The organism is Acinetobacter sp. YH12095 (genome assembly GCF_013419245.1).
In the GTDB taxonomy this organism is placed as follows: domain Bacteria; phylum Pseudomonadota; class Gammaproteobacteria; order Pseudomonadales; family Moraxellaceae; genus Acinetobacter; species Acinetobacter towneri.
In genome coordinates, this window is sequence record NZ_VPAL01000004.1 from 85,605 (window position 1) to 109,260 (window position 23,656).

The 23,656-nt window shown below is 41.1% G+C and carries 22 protein-coding genes; 12 read left to right on the forward strand and 10 right to left on the reverse strand.

The window, feature by feature from the left end:
- Window positions 1-52 precede the first annotated feature (52 nt).
- On the forward strand, window positions 53-619 hold the full coding sequence (locus FTU35_RS04800) for a hypothetical protein (protein ID WP_179991508.1): 567 nt from the start codon (window positions 53-55) through the stop codon (window positions 617-619).
- A gap of 166 nt (window positions 620-785) precedes the next feature.
- Here FTU35_RS04800 and FTU35_RS04805 read toward each other — a convergent pair whose 3' ends face one another.
- Window positions 786-1,118: a HopJ type III effector protein gene (locus FTU35_RS04805; protein ID WP_179989056.1), complete on the reverse strand. Its 333-nt coding sequence runs from the start codon at window positions 1,116-1,118 to the stop codon at window positions 786-788.
- Window positions 1,119-1,299: 181 nt separating this feature from the next.
- On the opposite strand from FTU35_RS04805, the gene crcB reads away from it, so the two are divergent.
- Complete coding sequence (gene crcB / locus FTU35_RS04810; RefSeq protein ID WP_131260607.1) at window positions 1,300-1,677, forward strand: fluoride efflux transporter CrcB; 378 nt, start codon at window positions 1,300-1,302, stop codon at window positions 1,675-1,677.
- Between the two features lie 213 nt (window positions 1,678-1,890).
- On the opposite strand, the gene FTU35_RS04815 is transcribed toward crcB, so the two are convergent.
- A complete protein-coding gene (locus tag FTU35_RS04815) occupies window positions 1,891-2,139 on the reverse strand; it encodes a type B 50S ribosomal protein L31 (protein WP_004974599.1) in 249 nt (82 codons plus the stop codon).
- A gap of 278 nt (window positions 2,140-2,417) precedes the next feature.
- Between FTU35_RS04815 and FTU35_RS04820 the strand changes: the two genes are divergently transcribed.
- Window positions 2,418-2,699 carry a type II toxin-antitoxin system RelB/DinJ family antitoxin gene (locus tag FTU35_RS04820; RefSeq protein ID WP_136144463.1) on the forward strand — a complete coding sequence of 94 codons (282 nt, stop codon included), beginning with the start codon at window positions 2,418-2,420 and terminating at the stop codon, window positions 2,697-2,699.
- On the forward strand, window positions 2,699-3,019 hold the full coding sequence (locus FTU35_RS04825; RefSeq protein WP_131260605.1) for a type II toxin-antitoxin system PemK/MazF family toxin: 321 nt from the start codon (window positions 2,699-2,701) through the stop codon (window positions 3,017-3,019). Before FTU35_RS04820 ends, FTU35_RS04825 begins: the two co-directional genes overlap by 1 nt.
- 158 nt (window positions 3,020-3,177) lie before the next feature.
- On the opposite strand, the gene FTU35_RS04830 is transcribed toward FTU35_RS04825, so the two are convergent.
- From FTU35_RS04830 to FTU35_RS04840, 3 genes are all read right to left on the reverse strand, one after another.
- The gene (locus tag FTU35_RS04830) at window positions 3,178-4,476 is read right to left on the reverse strand and encodes an AarF/ABC1/UbiB kinase family protein (protein WP_180064548.1); all 1,299 of its coding nucleotides are present in this window, start codon (window positions 4,474-4,476) and stop codon (window positions 3,178-3,180) included.
- Between the two features lie 145 nt (window positions 4,477-4,621).
- Entirely contained in the window at window positions 4,622-5,986 is a 1,365-nt protein-coding gene (locus FTU35_RS04835) for an MATE family efflux transporter (protein WP_131260604.1), read from the reverse strand.
- A gap of 38 nt (window positions 5,987-6,024) precedes the next feature.
- A complete protein-coding gene (locus FTU35_RS04840; protein WP_180064549.1) occupies window positions 6,025-6,486 on the reverse strand; it encodes a DMT family transporter in 462 nt (153 codons plus the stop codon).
- A gap of 122 nt (window positions 6,487-6,608) precedes the next feature.
- Here FTU35_RS04840 and hemW point away from each other — a divergent pair, with 122 nt between their 5' ends.
- The 4 genes from hemW (at window position 6,609) to FTU35_RS04860 (ending at window position 10,686) form a co-directional block, all read left to right on the forward strand.
- Entirely contained in the window at window positions 6,609-7,763 is a 1,155-nt protein-coding gene (gene hemW / locus FTU35_RS04845) for a radical SAM family heme chaperone HemW (protein WP_131260602.1), read from the forward strand.
- A 141-nt stretch (window positions 7,764-7,904) separates the two neighbouring features.
- The gene (locus tag FTU35_RS04850; RefSeq protein ID WP_004974609.1) at window positions 7,905-9,014 is read left to right on the forward strand and encodes a DNA cytosine methyltransferase; all 1,110 of its coding nucleotides are present in this window, start codon (window positions 7,905-7,907) and stop codon (window positions 9,012-9,014) included.
- Window positions 8,998-10,086, forward strand: a complete 1,089-nt coding sequence (locus FTU35_RS04855) for an HpaII family restriction endonuclease (protein WP_180064550.1) — start codon at window positions 8,998-9,000, stop codon at window positions 10,084-10,086. Before FTU35_RS04850 ends, FTU35_RS04855 begins: the two co-directional genes overlap by 17 nt.
- Window positions 10,087-10,167: 81 nt before the next feature.
- Window positions 10,168-10,686, forward strand: a complete 519-nt coding sequence (locus FTU35_RS04860) for a DinB family protein (protein WP_179994101.1) — start codon at window positions 10,168-10,170, stop codon at window positions 10,684-10,686.
- Between the two features lie 194 nt (window positions 10,687-10,880).
- Here FTU35_RS04860 and FTU35_RS04865 read toward each other — a convergent pair whose 3' ends face one another.
- Complete coding sequence (locus FTU35_RS04865; RefSeq protein WP_180064551.1) at window positions 10,881-12,704, reverse strand: acyl-CoA dehydrogenase C-terminal domain-containing protein; 1,824 nt, start codon at window positions 12,702-12,704, stop codon at window positions 10,881-10,883.
- Between the two features lie 225 nt (window positions 12,705-12,929).
- Between FTU35_RS04865 and FTU35_RS04870 the strand changes: the two genes are divergently transcribed.
- Window positions 12,930-15,320 carry a hypothetical protein gene (locus FTU35_RS04870; protein WP_180064552.1) on the forward strand — a complete coding sequence of 797 codons (2,391 nt, stop codon included), beginning with the start codon at window positions 12,930-12,932 and terminating at the stop codon, window positions 15,318-15,320.
- Window positions 15,321-15,422: 102 nt separating this feature from the next.
- On the opposite strand, the gene aroE is transcribed toward FTU35_RS04870, so the two are convergent.
- From aroE to hemF, 3 genes are all read right to left on the reverse strand, one after another.
- A complete protein-coding gene (aroE, locus tag FTU35_RS04875; RefSeq protein ID WP_167846346.1) occupies window positions 15,423-16,211 on the reverse strand; it encodes a shikimate dehydrogenase in 789 nt (262 codons plus the stop codon).
- A gap of 96 nt (window positions 16,212-16,307) precedes the next feature.
- Entirely contained in the window at window positions 16,308-16,514 is a 207-nt protein-coding gene (locus FTU35_RS04880) for a hypothetical protein (protein ID WP_004974627.1), read from the reverse strand.
- A gap of 317 nt (window positions 16,515-16,831) precedes the next feature.
- Window positions 16,832-17,776 carry an oxygen-dependent coproporphyrinogen oxidase gene (gene hemF, locus FTU35_RS04885; protein ID WP_180064553.1) on the reverse strand — a complete coding sequence of 315 codons (945 nt, stop codon included), beginning with the start codon at window positions 17,774-17,776 and terminating at the stop codon, window positions 16,832-16,834.
- 231 nt (window positions 17,777-18,007) lie between these two features.
- Between hemF and hemN the strand changes: the two genes are divergently transcribed.
- A complete protein-coding gene (gene hemN, locus FTU35_RS04890; protein ID WP_096901232.1) occupies window positions 18,008-19,381 on the forward strand; it encodes an oxygen-independent coproporphyrinogen III oxidase in 1,374 nt (457 codons plus the stop codon).
- 44 nt (window positions 19,382-19,425) lie between these two features.
- Here hemN and ribA read toward each other — a convergent pair whose 3' ends face one another.
- Window positions 19,426-20,028, reverse strand: a complete 603-nt coding sequence (gene ribA, locus FTU35_RS04895; protein WP_004974633.1) for a GTP cyclohydrolase II — start codon at window positions 20,026-20,028, stop codon at window positions 19,426-19,428.
- A gap of 308 nt (window positions 20,029-20,336) precedes the next feature.
- Between ribA and dxs the strand changes: the two genes are divergently transcribed.
- On the forward strand, window positions 20,337-22,247 hold the full coding sequence (gene dxs, locus FTU35_RS04900) for a 1-deoxy-D-xylulose-5-phosphate synthase (protein WP_154320293.1): 1,911 nt from the start codon (window positions 20,337-20,339) through the stop codon (window positions 22,245-22,247).
- Window positions 22,248-22,351: 104 nt separating this feature from the next.
- Window positions 22,352-23,182 carry an inositol monophosphatase family protein gene (locus FTU35_RS04905; RefSeq protein WP_019836885.1) on the forward strand — a complete coding sequence of 277 codons (831 nt, stop codon included), beginning with the start codon at window positions 22,352-22,354 and terminating at the stop codon, window positions 23,180-23,182.
- The last annotated feature ends 474 nt before the right edge of the window (window positions 23,183-23,656 follow it).

A 23,656-nucleotide genomic window follows, 5' to 3' on the forward strand; every position in this document is an offset into this window, starting at 1 on the left:
ATCTGTGATTAAGATAAATATAGATAGATGAATTTAATAGGCAGATTTTAAGATGAACACGCATATTTCGCTAAAACTCACGGCATTGTTACTGACTCTGGCTTTGCCATGTTCCGTCTATGCTGCGGTCGAGCGTAATATTGCCAAAGGCTTGCCTCCTGTCGTGAAAGGTCAGTCGATTGAAGTGTTGCAACCTTTTAAGGGTGATTTTCGAATTTTGGGTTCAAAAACCTATCAGGATGATGCCCAAGCCAAATTTTCTCCGATTGATTATGCGGTGAGTTGGGGTTTATTTGCTGAGCCTGAAATTGCCCGTCATATTACCGTCAATCAATATGACCGCTATTTAAACTGGAAAATAGACCGTTTACCTGTGCCTGCAGAACAAGCCATGCAAATGGTGTCTAATATGCATATCATTCCTGCCAACCCAAAAATTGCCAAAGACATTCAAAAAGTAAAACGTGGTGATTTGGTGCGTTTAAAAGGTGAGTTGGTTGAGGTGAAAGATCAGGACTTGGTTTGGACATCATCTCTCACACCAACCGATACGGGGGATGGTGCTTGTGAAGTATTTCGCGTTAGTTCGATTCAGTGGATTGAAAAAGTCAAAAGCTGAGTGTGATGTTTAGTTTAGAGTTTGAATTGTAGATACTTGCCGAAACTGTATCTCATACACGGTAAACAGCTTGAGTATTGCTCCACGTGAAACGTACACATCCCTAATAAAAAACCGCATGATTAGGTTTAACTTTCATGCGGTTTTTGCTTGGTTAAAGTTGTTTTTATTTGGCGCTGAGGGCTAGCGTTTCAAACTGAACGCCATCCCAACCGTGCTGCATAAACTGGCGGATATTTTGATGATCAGTTCCATCAGGTGTTGCAAGTACTGAAGCATAATGTTCTGCAAATAGGCTGAGGGTTTGCGCCTGATCTAAGCCATTGAGTTTCGCAAATGAAAATATTTTGGCACTGCCCTGATTTTCATTGGCGGCGTTGAGCTGTTGCCCATTTTTGAAAGCAGTTGGCGTGTAGGTGTAACGTGCTTCAATAAATGAGAGCACATCGGTAAATATTGCAGTGCCTGCTTCAAGTTGCGCCAATAATTCCTGAGCCATCCTGTCCTCCATTGCGCCTAAAAATAACATGCAGACTAGCGCAATTTTTATGGCAAAGTCTATGTGTTTTTTGAGTGTACATTCGCATTTAAAATCATGATTCTTGTATAGTGTGATCAGGTTTTAATTGTGCGGTGATGGTTCATTCATCTCACTTTTTTTCATTAGGATTCAAAACACAATGAATTGGCTTTTGGTAGCAATGGGCGGTGCAATTGGCGCAAGTTTACGTTATGCCGCAAGCCTGTATTTATTTAAATCGGCACAGCATTTTCCATGGGCAACGTGGTCGGTCAATCTGTTTGGCTGCTTTTTGGCAGGTGTATTTTTTGCATTGAGTCAGAAATATCCTGTGTTGCAGCAGGAAGCCCGCTTATTACTGATGGTAGGTATTTTAGGTGGCTTTACCACTTTTTCCAGTTTTAGTTTGGAAACTTGGCAACTCTTAAGACATGGACAGCAAGGTATGGCGTTTAGTTATGCGCTTTCCAGTGTGGTTTTGGGAGTGATGTTGCTGGGATTGGGTTTTTATGTGATTCAACAGTTTTTAAAACATTAGATTAGGGTCTGTACCAAATCAATCGTTGAGTAGAAAAATCCATTAGATAAAAATTATAAATAAAAAGAAGCCCAAGCTGGAGGAGAGTGCTTGGGCTTTGAAGATAGAGGATATCCCATCGTTTCGATGAGCAATCTTGCTATGTTTAAAATATAAAACAGAAAACTTAACTGAATATGAAGTGATTGTGAGATTTTGCAATAAAACTCAAGCTTAGCGTTTGAAACGTGCAAAGCGTTTGTTGAAGCTCGCGACACGTCCTTCATTACTGGTTTGACGTTGTTCACCTGTGTAGAACGGATGCGATGCGCTTGAAATATCCAAAGTCACATAAGGATATACCTTGCCTTCATATTCTTTACTTTGGCTGCTTTGCAAGGTGCTGCCAATCACAAAATAGGCATTGGCGTTGGTGTCGTGGAATAAAACTTCACGATATTCTGGGTGGATATTCGGGCGCATGAGATTTCTCCAAACTAAGTGTGTAATTTGTGAAATGTTATAACATAACAATTAATTTGGCAAATAAAACCCACATGCATTCTTTCTAGTGAGTTTTACATCAAAAATTATCCAATCCCTTTTTAAACCTGTTGTATAAGGGCTGTCATTGAGGGAATAGTGTCTGCACAGATTAAATAATTTTTTCTATTGGAAGTGAAAAGGCATCGTAAGAACAAGTTTGACCCATGCCATTTTAAGGCATAAAATGGCATTCAGTGGTATGTATGGAGTAGATGATGACAACATTGGTAAAAAAACGGGTTCAATACACGGTTGATCAGGCAATTATGGAATCGGCAGAATACATTATGACAAAAGTTGGTCTGACGCCTGCCACTGTAATGAGCATGGTTTACGCTGAAATTGCACGAACTGGAAAAATACCTGTCACGACTCAAGTGAGTGACGAGGATTTGAATACAGCAAGATTAATCGCGATGAGCCATAATGTTCCTAGTGTAAAAGTGTCTAGCGCTGCGGATACTGCTGCTTTTTTAGAAGATGATGGCGGCTACTAATGACCCAACAACTCTATTGGGCTTATGTTGGCTTTACAGATATTGCCGAGGGTAAGACCAGACCTGTGTTGTATATTCGCCAAACGGACACCGACTATGTTGTATTCCGTTTAAGTAGTCAGTACGAAAATAAGTCTGCTTTTATTAAAAGCAAATATGTGGAAATTAAAAACTGGCAACAGGCTGGTTTAAAAAAGCCATCGTGGATTGATACAGTACAAACATATCAGCTGCCTATCCAAAAAACACAACTCACTTATATTGGACAACTGTCTGCCGATGATCTGGAATGCTTAATCAAACACCTTGAAATTCAATAATTTGAATTTCATCGTTTCAACTTGAATGAATCGGTTTAGATAACAAAAAATCCTCCTACATTTGGGAGGATTTTTTGTCTGGATTATAATTTTAGTTACGGAGCATAAAACAGATTGGGCTTTATTTTCAGCATCCTTTGCTGAGTCCAAAGTTGAGTCTAAGCTCGCGGTGGAACCAACTCCTCAAAAATATCATTTAAATTATCATGTACTTTTAAATGAATTAAATTCCAATAATGCCCTGAAACAGTTCGATTCACCATTAAGGTATCGGGAGAAGGCTTAAACACATCCCAATATTTCAATGAACTTTTGACCAACTCAACGCCATCATGATGGGCAGAATTTTCAGCAAAATCATAATGTGTGGTTAGCGGACGCATCAGCACTTCTAACCATTGCAAATATAAATCTTCAGGGAATTTACCCAATGCAGAAATTGCCTGCAGTGCATCTAGATGCTGTTCAATTTCGGCAATATCTTGCGCACGCGCAGCATGAATCAGTTGTCGAAAATGATGCACTACATCATTCGATAGAGTTTTGACGCCGCCGTAATCATAAATCACCACAGAACCATCTTGGCGGAACGCAAAGTTGCCCGGATGCGGGTCGCAATGAAAGCGTTTTAAATAAAAGATTTCTTGACCCATGGCACGCAATAAACGTCGTCCCAAAGTGTTGCGGGTACGCTGTGACCATGTGCTTGCCGTTTCTATATTTTCACCTTGTTCCAAACTTAAGGTGAGAATATGCCGCGAAGAATAGTCTTTAAACACTTGTGGGATAATAATTTTATCATCCAAAGCCGCGTGAAAGGTACGCGCTACTTCTAGGTTTTGTGCCTCAATCTGGTAGTTCAGCTCATTGTCTAAACTTTCCTGAATTTCCTGAAATAGACGGTCTTGTAATTTACGGTCTATTTTAAGTACACCCATTAAACGCAGTGCCAAACGGACTTGTTTCAGGTCACTTTCGCAGGCTTCATCGACCCCAGGATATTGCACTTTGACCACCACTTGCTCGCCATTGGGTAAAATGGCTTTATGCACTTGCCCAATAGATGCGGCTGCAAACGGAGTTTCATCAAAGTGTTTAAAAATTTTGTCGAGCGGTTTACCAAGTTCTTTTTCAACTTGTGCCTTAATTTCAGCAAAAGGCATGGCAGGTGCTTGGCGCTGTAATTTACTGATGGCTTTGGCAACTTCAGGCGGAAAAATATCTTTATATTGCGAGGCAATTTGCCCGACTTTCATCACCGCACCTTTCATTTCGCCTAAGGTATCAGCAATTTGGATACCAATATCCTGAAACAATTGGCTGCGTGCCGCATTTTTTTGTTCTTCATCTGCGGTGCGGTTTTTAATCGAGTTCGATACCGTTTTGGTTGCAATACTTGCTGTCATGCTCGCAAGTTTCATAAAGCGACGACCAGGTGTACGCGCCGTTTTTGCCATGCGATGTTCCTCAAGATCATCTTTACTATCTTTTGATCATAAGTGTTCGTGAGCAAAATGCCTACTTTTAATTGTTAAAGTATTTTTTGATCACAAGACCCACGTGCCAAAACGTATTTTGGCATGTAGGTGAGTAGGCTGAGGTTTATGCTGTAAATTGGCGTTCCAGTCGTTGATTGTTGAAATATAAACGGGTCAGAAGTAACACACAGGCAATGCTTAAACCGACAATCAGCCCGACCCAAACCCCTGCAGCGCCCATACTGCTGTAACGAGTTAAATACACGCCAATGGGGAAAGCCACAACCCAATAAGCAAGCATGGTAATCCACATTGGGCCCTGAGTGTCTTGCATGCCACGCAAACAACCTGCTGCGCTAATTTGCCATGCATCCATGAGTTGATAGGCAATCGCAAATAATAATAGAGACATCGTCACTTGCGCCACTTGCGGGTCGCGGGTGTAAATTGAAATGATTTCAGGACGGAAAAACCACATCAGCGTCATTGTAGAAAAGGCAAATACAGTTGCAGTTGCAAAGCCTAAGCCTTGTACTTTACGCATGGCGTGAATATTTTGTTCGCCATAATATGTGCCAATACGAATGGTCAGGGCAATTGCCAAAGACATGGGAATCATAAATAACTGAGATGTGACTGACATGGCAATTTGATGGGCTGCCAGTTTGGTTTCTCCCAAAGGACTGATTACAATGGCGGCAGTACTAAAAATACTCACTTCAAAGAAAATGGCTAAACCAATGGGCAGTCCTAACAGCAAAATACGTTTAATCCAGACCGCATCAATCGCTTCCCATTGGCTAAATACCTGCGTGCTTTGATAGGCGCGACTTTTAAAAATATAAAATGCCAAACTTATAAACATTAACCATTGCAAAATGGCGGTGGCAAAACCGCAACCCGCACTGCCCAGTTCAGGCAGAGGCCCCCAGCCATACATAAACATAAAGTTCAGCGGAACCAATAAAACCAATGCCAACAGACTAATTACAGTCACAGGGCGTGGATAGCCCAGTGCTTCCGAATAACCGCGCAAGGCAGCATACATGGTCACGGCAGGCATCCCAAAACCAATGGCATGTAAAAATAAGCCTGCTTTGGGCTGTAAATTTTCAGGCACACCAAATAATGGCAATAGTGCAGGCATGAGCTGTAAAATCAGCCCTGCAATCACACCTAAAATAAACGCAATCCATAAAGACTGACGGGCGATGGTTGCAATTTTTTCTGGGGTACGCGCGCCTTTAGCCTCGGCGACTAAGGGTGTGGTAGCAATCATAATGCCACTGAACAGCAGCATAATGGGCATCCACAAACCGACCCCAACAGCAATAGCAGCTAAGTCGGTGGCAGACATGTGACCTGCCATAATGGTATCAATCAGACCTAAACCTGCTTGCGCAAATTGTGTGACCAAAATTGGAATCATCAGTTGAAAAAGCTGTTTTAATTCAAAACGGGTCGTGGTCACAGAATGTATATTTGACACAAAAAATCTCAATGCATGAGGTGCTTAGCGTTTGGGTATTAGCGTTGTAAAGTGAGAAGCACACCAATAAAAATCACCACGCTACCTAAAAGACGTTGCCAATTGATACTGACTTTTTCAGTGCCCAAGAACCCAAAATGATCAATCAGCATTGATGTGACCATTTGTCCAAAAATAATCACCCCAGATAAAGTGAGTAAACTTAGTTTTGGAGCACTATAAATACTCATGCTGATGGCATAAACCCCTAGACATCCGCCAATCCATAAATACCAAGGAATGTTGAGCAAGGTGCTGAGGTTGGGTTTCTCGACTTGTTGAAAAAATACCAGTATGGCTAAAACTATTGTACCAACGAAAAAAGAGAAAAGGGCAGCTTGTAGCGGAGAATATAAATATTCACGCAATTGGCTGTTGATTGCAGTTTGAAATGCCATTGCAATCCCGATGCCCATCGCCAGTGGCAAAATTAAGAGTAATTGGCTGGATATCTTCATCATTTTCACATTTTTTCTTATTAAACAGATTCTAGTCTAAAGCAAATTCTAGGGAATACATCAGTGTCCTGCTGTAGTCATGTTAAAATCTGTATCACTGTTTTGATTTTGCATTGAGTCTGTCTTTGAATCCACTTCAACCCATTGATATTCCTTTATCTTTATATATTCACATGCCGTGGTGCGTGCGTAAGTGTCCGTATTGTGATTTTAATTCACATGCTGTGCCTGACGGTAAGTTGAGTTTAGATTTAGAACAGGAATATCTACAGGCTTTGCTGGAAGATTTTAAAACCCAGACTCAGTTTGCGCAGGGGCGGAAAATTCACAGTGTTTTTATTGGCGGTGGCACACCTTCGCTAATTTCAGCACAGGGGTATCAATGGTTATTTACACAGCTGAAAGCCGTGCTAGCTTTTGAAGATGACTGCGAAATTACGTTGGAAGCTAATCCGGGAACAGTGGAGCATGATCCCTTTGCAGATTATTTGGCTGCAGGCATTAACCGTTTGTCGATTGGCGTGCAGAGTTTTAATACTGAGCATTTAAAAAAATTAGGGCGTATTCATTCTAATGATGATGCGATTGCCGCAATTGGCTTGGCGCGTGAAGCGGGCTTTCAGCGAATTAATGTCGATTTAATGCATGGCTTGCCTGAACAGACTTTGCAGCAAGCACTGCAGGATTTAAAACTGGCAGTGGAACATGGTGCAACGCATATTTCATGGTATCAATTGACTATTGAGCCTAATACTGTTTTTTTCCGCACTCAGCCAATTTTACCTGTAGATGATGTCTTGGAAGAAATTCAAGCGCAGGGTGAAGCCTATTTAACTGCGCAAGGTTTTGTGAATTATGAAGTGTCTGCATGGCGTAAAGAGTTGCCGTCTGCACATAATTTAAATTATTGGCAGTTTGGCGATTATTTGGCGATAGGTGCGGGGGCGCATGGCAAAGTGACTTTGCATGATGGTGTGTATCGCTTCCAAAAAACCCGTTTGCCGAAAGATTACTTAGCCAAAGTACCTGCGGAAAACTTGCAGTTTAAAGCAATTGCAGCCGATGAGTTGCCATTTGAATTTATGATGAATGCACTGCGCCTGAATGATGGGGTTGAGGCAAACTTGTATACTGCCCGCACAGGTTTAAACTTGGATGATTTGCAGGATATTTTAAATACATTGCGTCAGCGGCAATTGTTGCAGGATGATCCGAAGCGATTGGCATGTACTGCGCAAGGGCATGTGTTTTTAAATTCGGTGTTGGAAGCGTTTTTGTGATTTGAGTTCAGCTCAGGCATCTGTCCTAACGCTTATCGAATATTGTGCTAGAGCGACAGCTTGTGTCTTGCACTGCATGCTATTTAAGGTAAATTTTGTTATTGTAATGGCTTTGTTATTGTATCGCCTTGAAGGTTTGAGATGAACTCTACTAGTCCAAAAGTTTTAAAGGCTCATGGTGAATTAGTGGTAAACAAAGAGGAAAACCTTTCCCTCTTTGAATCAATCCCTTTTTATCCAGAATACCCAAGTAAATTTAAATTTATTGACCTATTCGCAGGAATTGGTGGATTTCGGCTAGCGTTACAAAATCTTGGTGGCGAGTGCGTATTTTCATCAGAAATAGACCTATATGCCCAAAAAACATATTCCGTCAATTTTGGTGAAACGCCTTATGGTGATATCACTTTAGAGTCTACTAAAAATGCGATACCTGATCATTTCGATATTTTATGTGGAGGCTTCCCTTGTCAGGCTTTTTCAATTGCAGGTAAAAGATCTGGATTTGAAGATACACGCGGTACGCTATTTTTTGACGTTGCGGATATTATAAAACGGAAACAACCTAAAGCTTTCTTTTTAGAAAATGTTAAAGGCTTAATTAGTCATGATAAGGGAAATACACTTAAAACTATTTTAAAAACATTAAGAGATGATTTAGGTTACTACGTTGCTGAGCCTCAAATTATAAATGCTAAAGATTTTGGTGTTCCCCAAAATAGAGAGCGAATTTTTATTGTAGGCTTCCATAAAGATACTGGAATTCAAAATTTCTCTTATCCACAACCATTAAATAAAAAAACCTGTTTTGCCGATATAAAGGAAACTCAGGTTGTACCTACTAAATATTACTTATCTACACAGTATTTAGATACCTTGGAAAAGCATAAAGCTCGACATGAAAATAAAGGAAATGGTTTTGGTTACGCTATTATTCCAGATCACGCAATTGCCAATGCCATAGTTGTAGGTGGAATGGGGAGAGAGCGTAATTTAGTTATAGATCATAGAATTACAGACTTTACTCCAACTACTAGAATTAAAGGAGAGGTAAATCGGAAAGGTATTCGGAAAATGACGCCAAGAGAATGGGCACGGTTGCAGGGGTTTCCAGATCATTTCAAAATCGTGGTTTCAGATGCCTCAGCCTATAAACAATTTGGAAATTCTGTTGCTATTCCAGCGATACAGGCAACTGCAAAAGAAATATTAAAAGCATTGAAGATTGGTGAGTATGATTACAGCAAATAAGGGGGAATGGAGTGAACTCTATGCCCTTTTTAAATTACTATGTGATGGGGAGTTAAGTGCGGGTGATGAAAACTTAAATAAAATAAATAATTTAATTTATCCTGTAATTAGAATTTTACGTCAAGAACATCATCATTTATTCACTTATGTACCGCATAAATCAGAGGGTATAGTAGAGATTTTGCGGGGCGAAGATGTTTTTCAGATACCATTACAGGAACTCAGAGATATTACTCAGTTTTTGCTGGCAGAATTACAGAAAAAGCAAACGGCATCATTTACTATTCCAGATGTGGAAAACTTTATATCCAGATACCAATCAAATAAGATTAAAGCAAAATCTAGTGCGAAAAGTGATATTAGAATCGTAATTTATGATGCAAAAATTGGAACAATGCCTGAATTGGGATTTAGCATAAAGTCAAAATTAGGTAAACCATCCACATTGTTAAATGCAGGAAAGACAACAAATTTTATTTTTGAAATAAAAAATATTTGCCTAACCGAAAAAGAGATTGAAGATTTTAATCAGCTTGCATTGCCACAACCAATTATTAAATCTCGTATAGCACATTTAAAAATGTTGGGAGCCGATATTAAATTTTCCCATTTAAATAATGCTGTATTTGAGAATAATTTAATTTTGTTGGATAGTTTACTACCAAAAATTATGGCAGAAGCTATATTTAAATATTACACATCAACTCTTAATTCAGTTAAAGATATTTTTAATGAAATTTCTTATGAAAATCCAATGAAATATTCTTTTGAACATCAGCATCCTTTTTATCAGTTTAAAATTAAAAAATTATTGTGTGAAATAGCAATTGGAATGATGCCTGGTACAGTTTGGACAAGTAACGAAATTGATTCTACAGGTGGATATTTAGTAATTAAAGAAGATGACGAGATCATTTGCTATCATCTGTATCATCGCCATGAATTTGAAGAGTATTTATACAATAATACAAAGTTTGAGATGGCAAGTAAAACCAAGCATGATTTTGGTCAATTATTTCTAAAGGACAATAAATTGTATCTGTCTTTAAATCTACAAATTCGCTTTAAATGATTAAAAATATATCTTTTATCTTAATATAGTTTGAACTTTTGATTCAATTTTCATAATAAAACTCAAATAGGATAATTTTAAATGGATTTAAAAACGTTTGAGTTACTTGCCCGCTATAATCTTTGGGCAACTCAAAAACTAAATCAGACTTTGCTATTGGTTTCAGATGATGATTTTTTCTTGGATCAGGGCTTATATTTTAAAAGTATTTTTGGCACTCTGAATCACTTGTTGGTCGGTGAGCATCATTTGTGGTTTCCACGTTTTGCTTTGCACCACTCACCAATTTTGCCATTAGATAGTATTGTGGAAACCAACAGAACACAGCTTGTTGAGCAACTTGAAAAGAAGGCTGAAAACTGGATTTATTTTTTAAATCAGGTGGATGAGAAAGTTTTTCATCAAGAGCTGCACTATAAAACATCAACTGGCGTGGAGATGCACTTACCCTATGCTGCAACCCTAATGCATGTGTTCAATCATGCAACTCATCATCGTGGGCAAATTACCGCGGCTTTAACCGCAATGGGATATGTCTGTCCTGAGCTTGATTTAATTTATATGTTGCTAGAAGACAAGGCTAAGAAGCGAATTGAATGAAACGACTAGAAATTTTATGTCTAGTGATTTTAATTTTTCTGATTTTATATCTGATTCAGTGGGTATTTCATGGTTTTCCAACAGCACATTAAAAGTAATTTTAATTGATGTGTAGATTCGAGTACTGACTTTCTGAAGTAAACACCAAAAGAGCGCATTACGCGCTCTTTTGATTTACATCTGCTTAGAATATTTTAGTAGTCAAAACTAAAATGTTCTGGTGCTAATGCAGTCATGGTTTTAGATGGATTGACCATTGCTTCTGCATGACCTTGGGTACGTGGCAATAAACGCTCAAAGTAGAAATCGGCAACTTTGATTTTGGCTTTATAGAACTCAGGTGTTTCCTGACCATTGCCTTCAGCCAATTTGGTCGAAGCCACAGCCGCTTGTTGCGCCCAGAAATAAGCCATCATGACATAACCAGAGAACATCAAGAAGTCCACTGAAGCACTGGATACGATGTCACGGTCTTTACGAGCTGCCAACATAATGCGCACGGTTAATGCGTTCCATTGAGCACATAGCTTGGTTAAGTCCCATGCAAAACGACGCATGTATTTGTTACGTGCATGCTGACCACAGAATTTCAAAATTTCAGCGGTGTAGTCACGAATCACTTTGCCCTTAGAGCTTAACAACACTTTGCGACCAATCAAGTCGAGCGCCTGAACGCCAGTTGTACCTTCATATAAGGTAGAAATACGTGAATCACGTACAATTTGCTCCATGCCCCATTCTTTAATATAGCCATGACCGCCGTACACTTGCATGCCGTGGTTGGCAGCTTCATAACCCATTTCAGTTAAGAAGCCTTTTAAGATTGGGGTATAGAAACCTAAATGGTCATCATGCGCTTCAAAAGCTGCAGTATCACCACGCATTAAAGCGTCGTTCATTTTATCTGCCAATTGTGCAGCATGATAAATCATGGCACGACCACCTTCTGCCACGGCTTTTTGCGTTAAGAGCATACGACGTACATCGGCGTGGTGAATGATTGCATCAGCTACTTTTTCAGGGTCTTTTTTACCTGAAAGCGCACGCATTGACATACGTTCTTTGGCATACGGTAATGCACCTTGGAATGCCAATTCTGCATGGCAAATCCCCTGAATTGCTGTACCAATACGTGCAGTATTCATAAAGGTAAACATGGCATGTAAGCCTTTGTTTGGTTCACCAATCAAATAACCCACGGCATTGTCAAAGTTCAGGACTGCAGTTGCAGACGCGCGAATCCCCATTTTGTGTTCAATAGAGCCACAAGTGACAGGATTAGGCTCACCCACCGTACCTTCTGCGGTTGGCAAGAATTTCGGTACGATAAATAATGAAATACCTTTTGTGCCTGCAGGCGCATCTGGGAGGCGTGCTAACACAATATGAATGATGTTTTCAGTCAGGTCATGTTCGCCTGCAGAAATAAAGATTTTGGTACCTGAAATCGCATACGTACCATCGGCTTGTGGTTCTGCTTTGGTTTTTACCTGACCTAAGTCGGTACCACATTGTGGTTCAGTCAAACACATGGTGCCTGACCAAGTACCTGCAACCAAGTGCGGTAAATAGGTATCTTTTTGCGCGTCTGTACCAAATTGCATAATGGTGTTGATACAACCCACGCTTAAACCTGGATACATTTGGAATGACCAGTTTGCTGTACCCATCATTTCAGATTTGATGAGGTTTAGCGACATTGGCAGGTTTTGACCGCCGTATTGTTCAGGGTAAGACAGACCTTGCCAGCCACCTTGCACAAATTGGTCATAGGCTTCTTTAAAGCCTTTCGGTGTGGTCACATTGCCATTTTCAAAATGACAGCCTTCTTCATCGCCTGATTGATTGAGTGGAGAAAGTACATTTTCACAGAAATCTGCTGCACCTTCCAAAATCATATCGACTGTATCTGCGTCCGCAAGTTCACCGTTAGAAAGATTTTTGTAATGGGTTGGGTAATCAAGCACTTCGTTCATTAAGAAACGAATATCGTGTAATGGGGCTTTATATGCTGGCATAGTCTTAATCCTAATTTAGAAATAGTTTTGGATTATCTGTATCGATATGTTGATTATTCACACTCATGATCAAAAAACATTGATAAGAATAGCGAATAAAAATGTCAGAAATGCGAATACTGAAAATTATTCACCTTACAAAAACGAATGAAGTGTTATGTTACAATGTATCATAATCTGCACGTTTGAACAGACCAATCTATAATGAATATAAGGTGTTTAGCAATGAAGATACAATTAAAATATTTATCTTTATGTCTTTTTAGTTTAGCTGCTACAGGTTGTTCGCAGCATGTCATTAAGACCAATTCCAATCAGACGGCAAGTATAGAACAAAAGGCAATTACAGGGTTAAATGCCATCTTTGAAACGCCAAGTTATGACTTTCAGGGCAAATTACGGGTACAGAGCAATTTAGTTGAAGCAATACCAAAAGTAGCGGATGCTGCTCCTGCTACACTCGATCCTGTACTTAAAAAGCAATTAGATCAGTATTTAAAACAGCAAAAAGTCCGTTTAAGTACACAAGAAAAACAAAACTTATATACGGCAATGGCTAAGGAACAAAACTCTGCTTCCTATGCTGCAGGGGCAATCGAAAAATCGAGTCCTTTTAATTTTGTGTTGAATGTATTGAATGACACTCAGTTTAGCTACGATGGCTCGGTGCATTATCGGCAAAAAATTGCTGCTTTGAATGTGGCAGCACGTTATGAAAAACCGACACTTTTGGTGCAAATGAAAGTACCGATGGTGGTCGATTTTAATGAATATAAGTTCTATACCAATTATTTTTCTTTGTTGCCTTATTTGGTAAATAAAGATAGTCAAAATGACTTTGCCTATATCGACTTTTCTAAATACAAAGCCGATTTTGAGCGGATTAAAGTGGCACAATTTGCCGAATATTTAAAAGCCATGAATGCGGTGCCGTATGTATTGGCAGATTCTAATCACATTCAAAAATTATCTTTAACTGCACAAGAACGTCAGCAAAAAATTAGTGAAAAAATACGTTTGAACAGTAGCTTGGAAGATATGTTGCTGCAGCTTGCCATGTTTGATCAGGTCAATGCACCGTATTTGCAACAGACCGTATTGGGGCAGGCGACCACAACTGAAGATGCTACTGAGCAAGTTGAAACTACACAAGATACATCAGCCAAAGAAAGTGCTGAAGACTACTTAAAACACAATGAAACTGCTGAAGATTATGGTATGAGCCAAGAGGCTTTTGTGGCTTATCAAGCCACCCTTGCTTTGCGTGATTTGGTCAGTCAGAAGTTTTATGCAACTGAAACGACAGCGAATAACGCAGCAGATTATTCAGCAGATGCTCGTGAAGATGCCACGCTTGCGGCTGAACAAGCCGTTCAGGCAGCGGCTGAGCAGGCTGAAGATTCAGCAACCACCGCAAGTATGCTAAGCGAACAAGACTGTCAGCGTTTGATCGAAACAGCAAAAACAGCCAAAGTCGGGGATTTAACCTACTGTGCTTATGCCTATGAATTAGAAGCATTTAGTCCAAATCGTGCTGAGCAGGCACAATCGGTATTGGATGAGCACTTTGCTTCACCGCAAGAAAAGCTAGCTAAAGTTTTTGAACCATATCGTTCGGAACAATTGGTCGATGCCGCTGCTTTCGCAGCTTTGTGGCAAAAACATCAGGCTGAAATTCAACAGATTATGAATGCTACACCTAAAGATAAAAAAACACCGATGCAAATTGATGTGGCTTTAGATGATCAGGGGCGTGCTGCAAAAATTGATTATGCACTGCAATTTAAACGCGAAAATTACGGCACAATTCATGTGTATAACGATGTCAGCATTGCGAATTATGGGCAAGCCAGCAAAATTGACCGTAGTGCGCTGCGTCAAGCCAAATCCATTCAAGAAGTCAGTAAAGACTCAATTTTAGAAAAATGGGTGACAAATTTAGGGCGTACCTTGGAGCAGGAAACTGCAGAAAATAAAGATAAGACCACTGCAAAACCCGCCTTAAGTTATGATGAAGAATTAGCGCAGTTGGCACAAAAAACCTATCAACAAACAGAATCTTTTAGTCAGACTTATCAGACTTTATTTTTAGTGCACATGGCAGCAGAGCAAAGTACGTGGGTAAAAAATCTTAGTCCACAAACCTTGCAGGAAATGGCAGAAGTGTATGCCTATTGGTTTAGTGATGAGCGCTACTATGACCCGAAAGGTGCCGCGCTAAAACGGATTGAAGCTTTACAAGCCAAGCATCATTTAGAAGAAGATGAGCAATTCAATAATGCAATTGGTCGTCGTATCAATAATTTGACTGAAGATGCAGTCGATGAAAATAAAGTCGCACTTGAATGGCGTAAGCTGAAACAGCAATACAAGCAACCACAACAGATATTCGCTCAGCAATATTTAAAAGCCTATGAAGCAGCTTATGATTGGGATGTGCCTGACTTGGAGAATTTAAAGAAAACGGCACACATTTTGGGGCAGACGTATGTTGATCGTCAGCAGGGCAAATTGAGCCAAAATTCAATTCGCACTTTAACTGAAGATCAGGCTGAACAGATTGATTATGAGTTATATATGGATGTGTATGAAGATATGCAGAAATTTGTAAAATAAACCGTGGGTGAAAAATGGGCAATCAGCGTTCAACAAGATTGCCCAGTTTAAATAAAAAAATAGCCCTTTGCTGCTCAAGGGCTATTTTTATTTGGTGATGATTTAGAGGAAATCTTTTAATTCAGGTTTCACGCCATTCCAAATATAAAAAGATTCAATCGCCTGTCCGACCAGCATGCCAAAACCTTCTGAGGTCGGTACGCCACGCGCTTTGGCTTGTTCTAAAAAGCTCGAAGGTTTGCCATAAGCCATTTCATAAGCAAAATTAAACTGCAAACACTCAGGCAAGGTGAGGGCATCTCCCGTTAAGCTGGCAGACGTCGCATTAATGGCTAAATCAAATTGACCTATTAAATCGGTAAGTGCCATGGCTTGTAATTCTGCTTGCGGTACGGCAGCTTGTAGGTCAGCAACCAGTTGTTCAGCACGGGCAAGGGTGCGGTTGGCAATCACAATTTTTTTTGCGCCTGCTTGTACCAACGGATAAATTACCCCGCGGGTTGCACCACCAGCGCCAATAATCAAAATATCACTGTGCTCTAAATTCCAGCCCAAAGCACGAATGGCATCAACCAAACCCTGACCATCGGTATTGTCGCCATGCAAAACACCATCTTGCATCCACAAGGTATTGACTGCTTTGGCAATTTTGGCACGTTCGGTTAATACGCCACATTGGGCAAATGCTTGCTCTTTAAAAGGCACGGTTACATTCATGCCTACACCGCCCTGATTAAAAAAGTCTGCAACACTGTCTCTAAAACCATCAAGAGGGGCAAGGCGTTTGCTGTATTGCAGGTCAATGCCTGTTTTTTCTGCAAAGGCATGATGCAGTTCAGGAGAACGTGATTGTTCAATTGGGTTGCCAATCACGGCAAATTGTTTGCGCATTTGCCAAAATCCATGTGCTGAAATGTGCATCAATATACGTCAAATTCAGCGCGGACTAAAGCCTATGGTGGTATAAAACGGTGGGAGTCTTTGGACTTAAGGATTACAAATCTCTAAAACGGTTTCTAATACCAAAATAGTGGCAATCACGAACATGGCAATGCCCGCTAAAATGCTGCTACTAATGGCTAAGCCATCTGAAAGATGACTTTCAAAAATAAAGGTCATGCAAATTGAGCCAAGTAACATGGCAAAGGTTGCCCAAAATAAAAAGATTTTGTGTTTGAACAGCGGGCTAAACATGCGGATCTCCTGACAGATGTGGCGCAGTGTGACATAAGGCTTTGACAGTTTGATGAATTCGCCTTTGACTCATGGTTTGATGTATGGATAGTTAAATCCTATTTGTGCATGGTCGAATAGGGTGCGCGGTCACATCATCTATTAAAATCCATCCGCACTATCATGACAGTTAATTCATGCTGTGCATATTTATTGATTTGAAAATAAGCAATAAAGTTTGTAAGTAAAAAAGCGATTCGTGGAAGAATCGCTTTTTTGAACCTTGAATGTGATCTTTTTTACACTGCGATGTAGCAAGGTTTCACCAGTCGCGAGCTTTAACTCGTCTTGAGATTTAACCAATCGCGTGGTTTTAAATAATAGTCAGTGAGTTTTTTCTCTGCGGAATCTTCTGCCCATTCAGGACGGTACGACCATCCCGCCAAGTTCGGTAAGCTGACTAAAATGGACTCAATCCGTCCGCCTGTCTGCAAGCCAAATAAAGTGCCGCGGTCGTAAACTAGATTGTATTCCACATAGCGTCCACGACGGTAAAGCTGGAACTCACGTTGTGCTTCGGTATAGGCTTTGTCACGATTACGCTCAAAAATAGGCAGAATTGCAGCCAAATAACCATTACCCACCGCCTGAATATAGTTGAAACAGGTGTCAAAGTCCCATTGATTCAGATCATCAAAAAATAAACCACCCACGCCACGCTGTTCATCGCGGTGCTTTAAATAAAAATAGTCATCACACCATTGTTTATGTTCTGCATAGACTTGATTGCCAAAAGGGGCACATAAGTCATGTGCTGTTTGGTGCCATGCCAACACATCTTCATCATTTGGATAAAATGGTGTCAGGTCAAAACCACCACCAAACCACCAAATTGGCGGTTGTCCTTCAGGTTCAGCGACAAATAAACGCACATTGGCATGTGAGGTGGGTACATTTGGGTTTTTCGGGTGAATCACCAATGACACGCCCATCGCCTGCGCAGGTGCGCCTGCAATATTTGGATGACGTTCAGTTGCAGAAGCAGGCAGTTTGGAAATATTGATGTGAGAAAACATCACTCCGCCTTTTTCAATGACCGTACCGTTTTGTAAGACGCGGGAACGACCACCGCCACCTTCAGGACGTTGCCAGTCATCAATTTCAAACTGTGCGCTTCCGCCACCTGCCTGTTCTTGTTGTTCTAAAGCCGCACAAATTCGCGCCTGCAAATCGAGAAGAAATTCACGTACACGTTGAATATCCGCGTGAGTAGGATGCGACATGGCCACCTCAGCATAAAAATAAAATGGCTTACATCAAAACATAAAACTGTCTAAAAATTAAGGGGTTTATCCAGTTTGCTGCAAATCGCTCATGCAATTGCGCAAGGTGCTTTGTATTTCAGCATGTATTCCGAGCAAAAGACTAGGTTGATTTCCATGCACAAGCTCAGCACAATAGTTTTTACAATCTAAATTTTAGTCAGCAGCAATTAACTGAATGGGGCAGAGTGGATGACACAGCAGGCAAATTCTTTAATTCAAAAATACAATGTGCCTGGACCACGTTATACCAGTTATCCAACCGTACCTTATTGGGATGATGCTACTTTTTCAGCCGAGGCATGGCAGCAGACGCTGAAGCGTTCTTTTGATGAATCTAATGCCAGCGAAGGCATTAGTCTGTATATTCATTTGCCATTTTGCGAAAGTCTATGCACTTTTTGTGGCTGTCATAAACGTGTCACCAAACGCCATGAAGTTGAACAGCCATACATTCAGGCGTTATTAAAAGAGTGGGACTTATATTGCCAATTGCTCGAAAGCACTCCCATCATTAAAGAAATTCACTTGGGCGGTGGCACACCAACTTTCTTTTCTGTCGAACATTTGACGCAGCTCATTCAAGGCATTCTGGCAAAAGCCAAAGTGGCAGAACAGCACGAATTTAGTTTTGAAGGTCATCCCAATAACACCACCCGCGAACATTTACAGGCCTTATATGACTTGGGTTTTCGTCGGGTCAGTTATGGCGTGCAGGATTATAATGAAAAAGTGCAGCGCGCCATTCATCGGATGCAGCCTTTTGAGCATGTGCAACGTGTGACCGAGTGGGCGCGTGAAATTGGCTATGATTCTATTTCACATGATTTGGTTTTTGGTTTGCCCTTTCAAAATCTAGACGATGTACTGAATACCATTGAGCAGACCCAACGTTTAATGCCAGACCGTTTGGCATTTTACAGTTATGCGCATGTGCCATGGATTAAAGGCAATGGGCAGCGTGGTTTTAAAGATGAAGATGTACCTAAAGATGAATTAAAACGTCAGTGCTATGAAGAAGGCAAACAGCGTCTTTTGGCCTATGGTTATCATGAAATTGGGATGGATCACTTTGCCTTAGAACGTGATGGTATGTATCAGTCGTTTAAAAATGGTACCTTGCACCGTAATTTTATGGGCTATACCGCATCTAAAACGCAGCTTATGATTGGCTTGGGTGTTTCATCTATTAGCGACAGTTGGTATAGCTTTGCGCAAAATGAAAAAAGCATTGAAGATTATTATGCCCGTTTAGCCTGCAATGAAATTCCTGTGTTTAAAGGGCATGTGCTGGATCGGGAAGATTTGGTAATACGTCAGCATATTTTAAATTTAATGTGCAGCTTTGAAACGTCGTGGGCCAGTCCAGAATTGGCATTTCCTGAAATTGAGCAAGTGCTGCAACAGTTACAGGAAATGCAGGAAGATGAATTACTGCTCATTCAAGATCAGCACATTCAGATTTTGGAAAAAGGTAAACCTTTTGTGCGCAATATTTGTATGGCCTTTGATTTGCGTTTAAAACGCCGTATGCCGAATAATCGTATTTTTTCGATGACGATTTAAGTAAGTTGAGTAGAAATTATTTAATTCAAAAATTAAAAGGTGACTCAGAAGTCACCTTTATCATACATGTGCGCCATGCGTTCGTGTTTGGTTTGCAAATATTCTTCATTGAATGGATTTAGACCCACAGTTAAAGGCACACGGTCTACCACCGTAATCCCTTGTTCCTGTAATGCTTGAATTTTCAAAGGGTTGTTGGTGATTAAGCGCACAGCTTTAACCTGCAAATGATCTAGCATAATGCTGCACATATCATAGCGACGTGCATCGGCAGGTAAATTCAGCATTAAATTGGCATCCACCGTGTCATGTCCTTGATCTTGCAGGGCATAAGCACGAATTTTATTGGTCAAGCCAATCCCGCGACCTTCTTGGCGTAAATATAAAATCACACCTTGTCCTGCGTCATTAATCAGACGTTGAGTGGCTTGAAGCTGTGGGCCACAGTCGCATTTTAAAGACGCGAAAGCATCGCCAGTTAAACATTCTGAGTGAATCCGTACCAGAACGGGCTGGGTTGGCGCAGTGTCCAAACCTTTGGATAATGCCACGTGTTCTTCGCCAGTTTCAGGATCTTGAAATACCGTAATGTTGAATTCACCAAATGCGGTCGGTAATCGTGAGGTTGCGACAAACTTAATCGGCACTGTTTAACTCGTGAAATAGTCGATAAATTGTTTAAAGTATAGCGTAATGCTCAGACATTAGTAGAATAGCGAACACGAATTTATACAGAAGATTTTCTTTTTTGTATAAAGCGCACGATAATGGTTGATAAATAGTTAGATTATTCAGGATAATCTACCCACCCAACGTGTGCCCAACTGAAATCACTGCTCAAAACTACATCGCTAGAAATGTGGCTGATTGAAGGTAATACCATTCGGTTATATGATCGAGTAATTCCCATTGACCTCGCTTAGGATTTGCCAGGCTTTAGAAGGCTTTGCCACATATGCTGTATACAGAAATTCCAACTCAACGCCCTGTAACACCATTGCTCGATGAGATTGACCATCCGCAGCAATTACGTTTACTCGCGCAAAGCCAGCTTCCACAGGTGGCAGATGAGTTACGTCAATTCATTTTGTATGCCGCAGGTCAAAGTGGAGGACACTTTGGCGCAAACTTAGGCGTGATCGAACTGACCGTTGCGCTGCATTATTGCTTTAATACCCCACACGATCGCTTAATTTGGGATGTCGGTCATCAGGCTTATCCGCATAAAGCCCTAACAGGACGCCGCGAGCAACTCACCACCATTCGCGCCAAAGATGGTTTGGCTGCATTCCCTGCGCGTGAAGAATCTATTTTTGATACCTTTGGCGTTGGTCACTCCTCAACAGCAATTTCTGCAGGATTGGGGATGGCGTTGGCACGACGTTATCAACAAAACCCGTGTGAAGTTGTTGCCATTATTGGCGATGGTGCTATGACAGCAGGTATGGCTTTTGAAGCCATGAATGATGCAGTGGCTCACCAAGCCGATATGATGGTGGTGCTGAATGACAACGATATGTCAATTTCATGCAGCACAGGCGGCTTTGCTAAACATCTTGCTGCCATTTGGGAACGTGGTGAATCGGTTTATGTCAGTGAAACTGGCGAAGCTTACGTGCAGCCACATCCGAAATGGACGTATAACTCGCGTTTACACTGTGCTGCCACTGAAGCTGCAGACAACTTATTTAAAGCGATTGGGTTTGATTATTTCGGCCCTTTCGATGGACATGATGTTGAACAACTCACACACGTGTTTAATGCGCTGAAAAAACGTAAAGGCCCACGTTTAATTCACGTTTATACCAAAAAAGGCAAAGGCTTTGCGCCTGCAGAAGCCGATCAAATTAAATATCACGCCATTGGTAAAATTCATGCCAAAGCTGCACCAGTTAGCGCACCTAAATATTCTGATGTATTTGGGCAGTGGTTATGTGATCAGGCAGAACAAGATTCACGATTATTGGCAATTACGCCAGCCATGTGCGAAGGTTCGGGCATGGTGCAATTTGCCAAACAATTCCCAGAACGCTATTTTGATGTCGCGATTGCCGAACAGCATGCGGTGACTTTGGCTGCGGGTATGGCCTGTGAAGGTTTGAAGCCTGTGGTGGCGATTTACTCTACCTTCTTGCAGCGTGGTTATGACCAACTGATTCATGATGTCGCTTTGCAAAATCTGGATGTTACTTTTGGTATCGACCGTGCAGGTTTGGTGGGTGAAGATGGCCCGACCCATGCAGGTGCTTACGACTATGCCTATATGCGTACCGTACCGAATATCGTCATTATGGCACCAAAAGACGAAAATGAATGTCGTCAAATGCTGCACACGGCTTATTTATATAACGGCCCTGCAGCAGTGCGTTATCCACGCGGGCATGGTTTGGGTGTCGAAATTCAGCAGCAGATGACTGCAATTCCATTAGGACAAGCTGAAATTGTGGCGCAGTTCAATCCACAATATGATGACTATATTTCAGTGCTGGCTTTTGGTAGCCGTGTGCAAGCGGCAGTTGAAGCGGCTGAAGCGTTTGCTCAGCAGCACGATGTCGCAGTACGTGTGGTGAATATGCGTTTTGTGAAGCCATTGGATGAAAAACTGTTAGCTGAGATTGCAGACAGCACTGTATTATTCGTCACTGTAGAAGAGCATGCGATTATGGGTGGTGCAGGCAGTGCCGTGAGTGAATACTTGGCGAAGGCCCAGATTGTCAAACCGATTATTCATTTAGGTTTAGAAGATAGCTTTATGCAACAAGCGACACATGGTCAAATGCTGCAACAGGCAGGTTTAGATGCACAAGGCATTGAAAAATCAATGCAAAATGCTTGGCAAAAACTGCATCAATCTATATTGAATTAATTTTTAGCAACACTTCTTCCCCAAAAGCCTCAATATTTGCTAAAATATTGGGGCTTTCATGCATTATTCTTTATCAAACTCTTCAAATTTGTAGTGGGTGTTCAATGGAACCTATGGTGGTGATGGCTGCGCGTGCGGCTCAAACAGTTGGTCAAGAGCTTTTAAAAGCGCATCAGAATCGTCATAAACTCGATCTACAAGTCGAAGAAAAAGGCATTGATGGTCCTGTAACGCGCGTAGATCGTTACCTCGAGCAATTGACCATTGATACATTACGCAAAAGTTATAAAAATCACAGCTTCCTGGGCGAAGAATTTGGCATGCAGGAAGGCAAAGGTCACGATGCCGACTGGTGTTGGGTGATTGATCCTTTAGATGGCACGCTAAACTTTGTTCACGGTTTCCCTCATTTCTGTATTTCGATTGCAGTGCAACACAAAGGTGTGACACAGCACGGTGTTATTTACGACCCTGTAAAAGATGAATTATTCTCTGCGAGCCGTGGCCGTGGTGCGATGATGAATCAACGTCGTATTCGTGTAAATGTAAAAGACAGTTTAGACAACACCTTCTTGGCAGTGGGTCATGCTTATCGTGCTAAGCGCGATGGCGAAATTGTTTCTTATGCCAAAAACCATTTTGAAAGTTTATTGAATGTGACAGAAGCAGGCGCTCAATACCGCCGTGCAGGTTCTGCTGCATTAGACTTGGCTTATGTGGCTGCAGGTCGTTTAGATGGTTATTTTGAACTTGGCTTAAAACCGTGGGATATTGCTGCGGGTGAGTTAATTGTGAAAGAAGCGGGCGGTACTGTGGTCGATGCACGTGGTGGCAGCGACTCTATGGAAAATGGGCAAGTTTTGGCATGTTCAATGAAAATGTTAAAACCACTTATGAAAGCGGTTGTGCCTGCTTGGGGCGAAGCAGCGAAATAATCAGCTGATCATATTTATACTTAAATAAGACACTTAGCAAAGCTCTCATCCTGAGGGCTTTTCTTTTACCTAACGGTCTAAAACTGCTGGTTTTAAATCTGTTGTTATCGTCCATATACTAGCCATAAAAGCAGAATCTATCACTGTTTACACAAAAAACTGCAAAAGTCGATTAAATAAGGTGACTTTTAAAATAATCCTGCTATAATCCGCGTACGCACTTAATTTCTGTTCATTACCTGAACATTTCTCTTCTAATCATTGTGTATGCGCGTGCGGTCCAAAGAGAGGACGATATCTCGCGCCCCAATCGCTAAAGCGATTCCTTCAGGTTAAGCCGTAATCATGCGTGCGTTATATCACATCGTCGTTACTCGGATCGCCGCTGAATCTTAAATTGTCAGCGATAATTGCTGTACCGCTTTTTGCCGATGTCCATCTGACTTTATTTAATGGAGCACCCATTTTCAGGGT

Bases quoted from the DNA above. Each gene is read 5' to 3' on its own strand.
- dxs (WP_154320293.1), top strand. From the start codon at position 20,337: ATGCTGTATACAGAAATTCCAACTCAACGCCCTGTAACACCATTGCTC.
- FTU35_RS04850 (WP_004974609.1), top strand. From the start codon at position 7,905: ATGAACTCTACTAGTCCAAAAGTTTTAAAGGCTCATGGTGAATTAGTG.
- FTU35_RS04800 (WP_179991508.1), top strand. From the start codon at position 53: ATGAACACGCATATTTCGCTAAAACTCACGGCATTGTTACTGACTCTG.
- FTU35_RS04815 (WP_004974599.1), bottom strand. From the start codon at position 2,139: ATGCGCCCGAATATCCACCCAGAATATCGTGAAGTTTTATTCCACGAC.
- hemN (WP_096901232.1), top strand. From the start codon at position 18,008: ATGACACAGCAGGCAAATTCTTTAATTCAAAAATACAATGTGCCTGGA.
- FTU35_RS04825 (WP_131260605.1), top strand. From the start codon at position 2,699: ATGACCCAACAACTCTATTGGGCTTATGTTGGCTTTACAGATATTGCC.
- FTU35_RS04830 (WP_180064548.1), bottom strand. From the start codon at position 4,476: ATGGCAAAAACGGCGCGTACACCTGGTCGTCGCTTTATGAAACTTGCG.
- FTU35_RS04905 (WP_019836885.1), top strand. From the start codon at position 22,352: ATGGAACCTATGGTGGTGATGGCTGCGCGTGCGGCTCAAACAGTTGGT.
- FTU35_RS04865 (WP_180064551.1), bottom strand. From the start codon at position 12,704: ATGCCAGCATATAAAGCCCCATTACACGATATTCGTTTCTTAATGAAC.
- FTU35_RS04855 (WP_180064550.1), top strand. From the start codon at position 8,998: ATGATTACAGCAAATAAGGGGGAATGGAGTGAACTCTATGCCCTTTTT.
- aroE (WP_167846346.1), bottom strand. From the start codon at position 16,211: ATGCGCAAACAATTTGCCGTGATTGGCAACCCAATTGAACAATCACGT.
- hemF (WP_180064553.1), bottom strand. From the start codon at position 17,776: ATGTCGCATCCTACTCACGCGGATATTCAACGTGTACGTGAATTTCTT.
- FTU35_RS04870 (WP_180064552.1), top strand. From the start codon at position 12,930: ATGAAGATACAATTAAAATATTTATCTTTATGTCTTTTTAGTTTAGCT.
- FTU35_RS04840 (WP_180064549.1), bottom strand. From the start codon at position 6,486: ATGATGAAGATATCCAGCCAATTACTCTTAATTTTGCCACTGGCGATG.
- crcB (WP_131260607.1), top strand. From the start codon at position 1,300: ATGAATTGGCTTTTGGTAGCAATGGGCGGTGCAATTGGCGCAAGTTTA.
- FTU35_RS04860 (WP_179994101.1), top strand. From the start codon at position 10,168: ATGGATTTAAAAACGTTTGAGTTACTTGCCCGCTATAATCTTTGGGCA.
- FTU35_RS04820 (WP_136144463.1), top strand. From the start codon at position 2,418: ATGACAACATTGGTAAAAAAACGGGTTCAATACACGGTTGATCAGGCA.
- FTU35_RS04805 (WP_179989056.1), bottom strand. From the start codon at position 1,118: ATGGCTCAGGAATTATTGGCGCAACTTGAAGCAGGCACTGCAATATTT.
- FTU35_RS04880 (WP_004974627.1), bottom strand. From the start codon at position 16,514: ATGTTTAGCCCGCTGTTCAAACACAAAATCTTTTTATTTTGGGCAACC.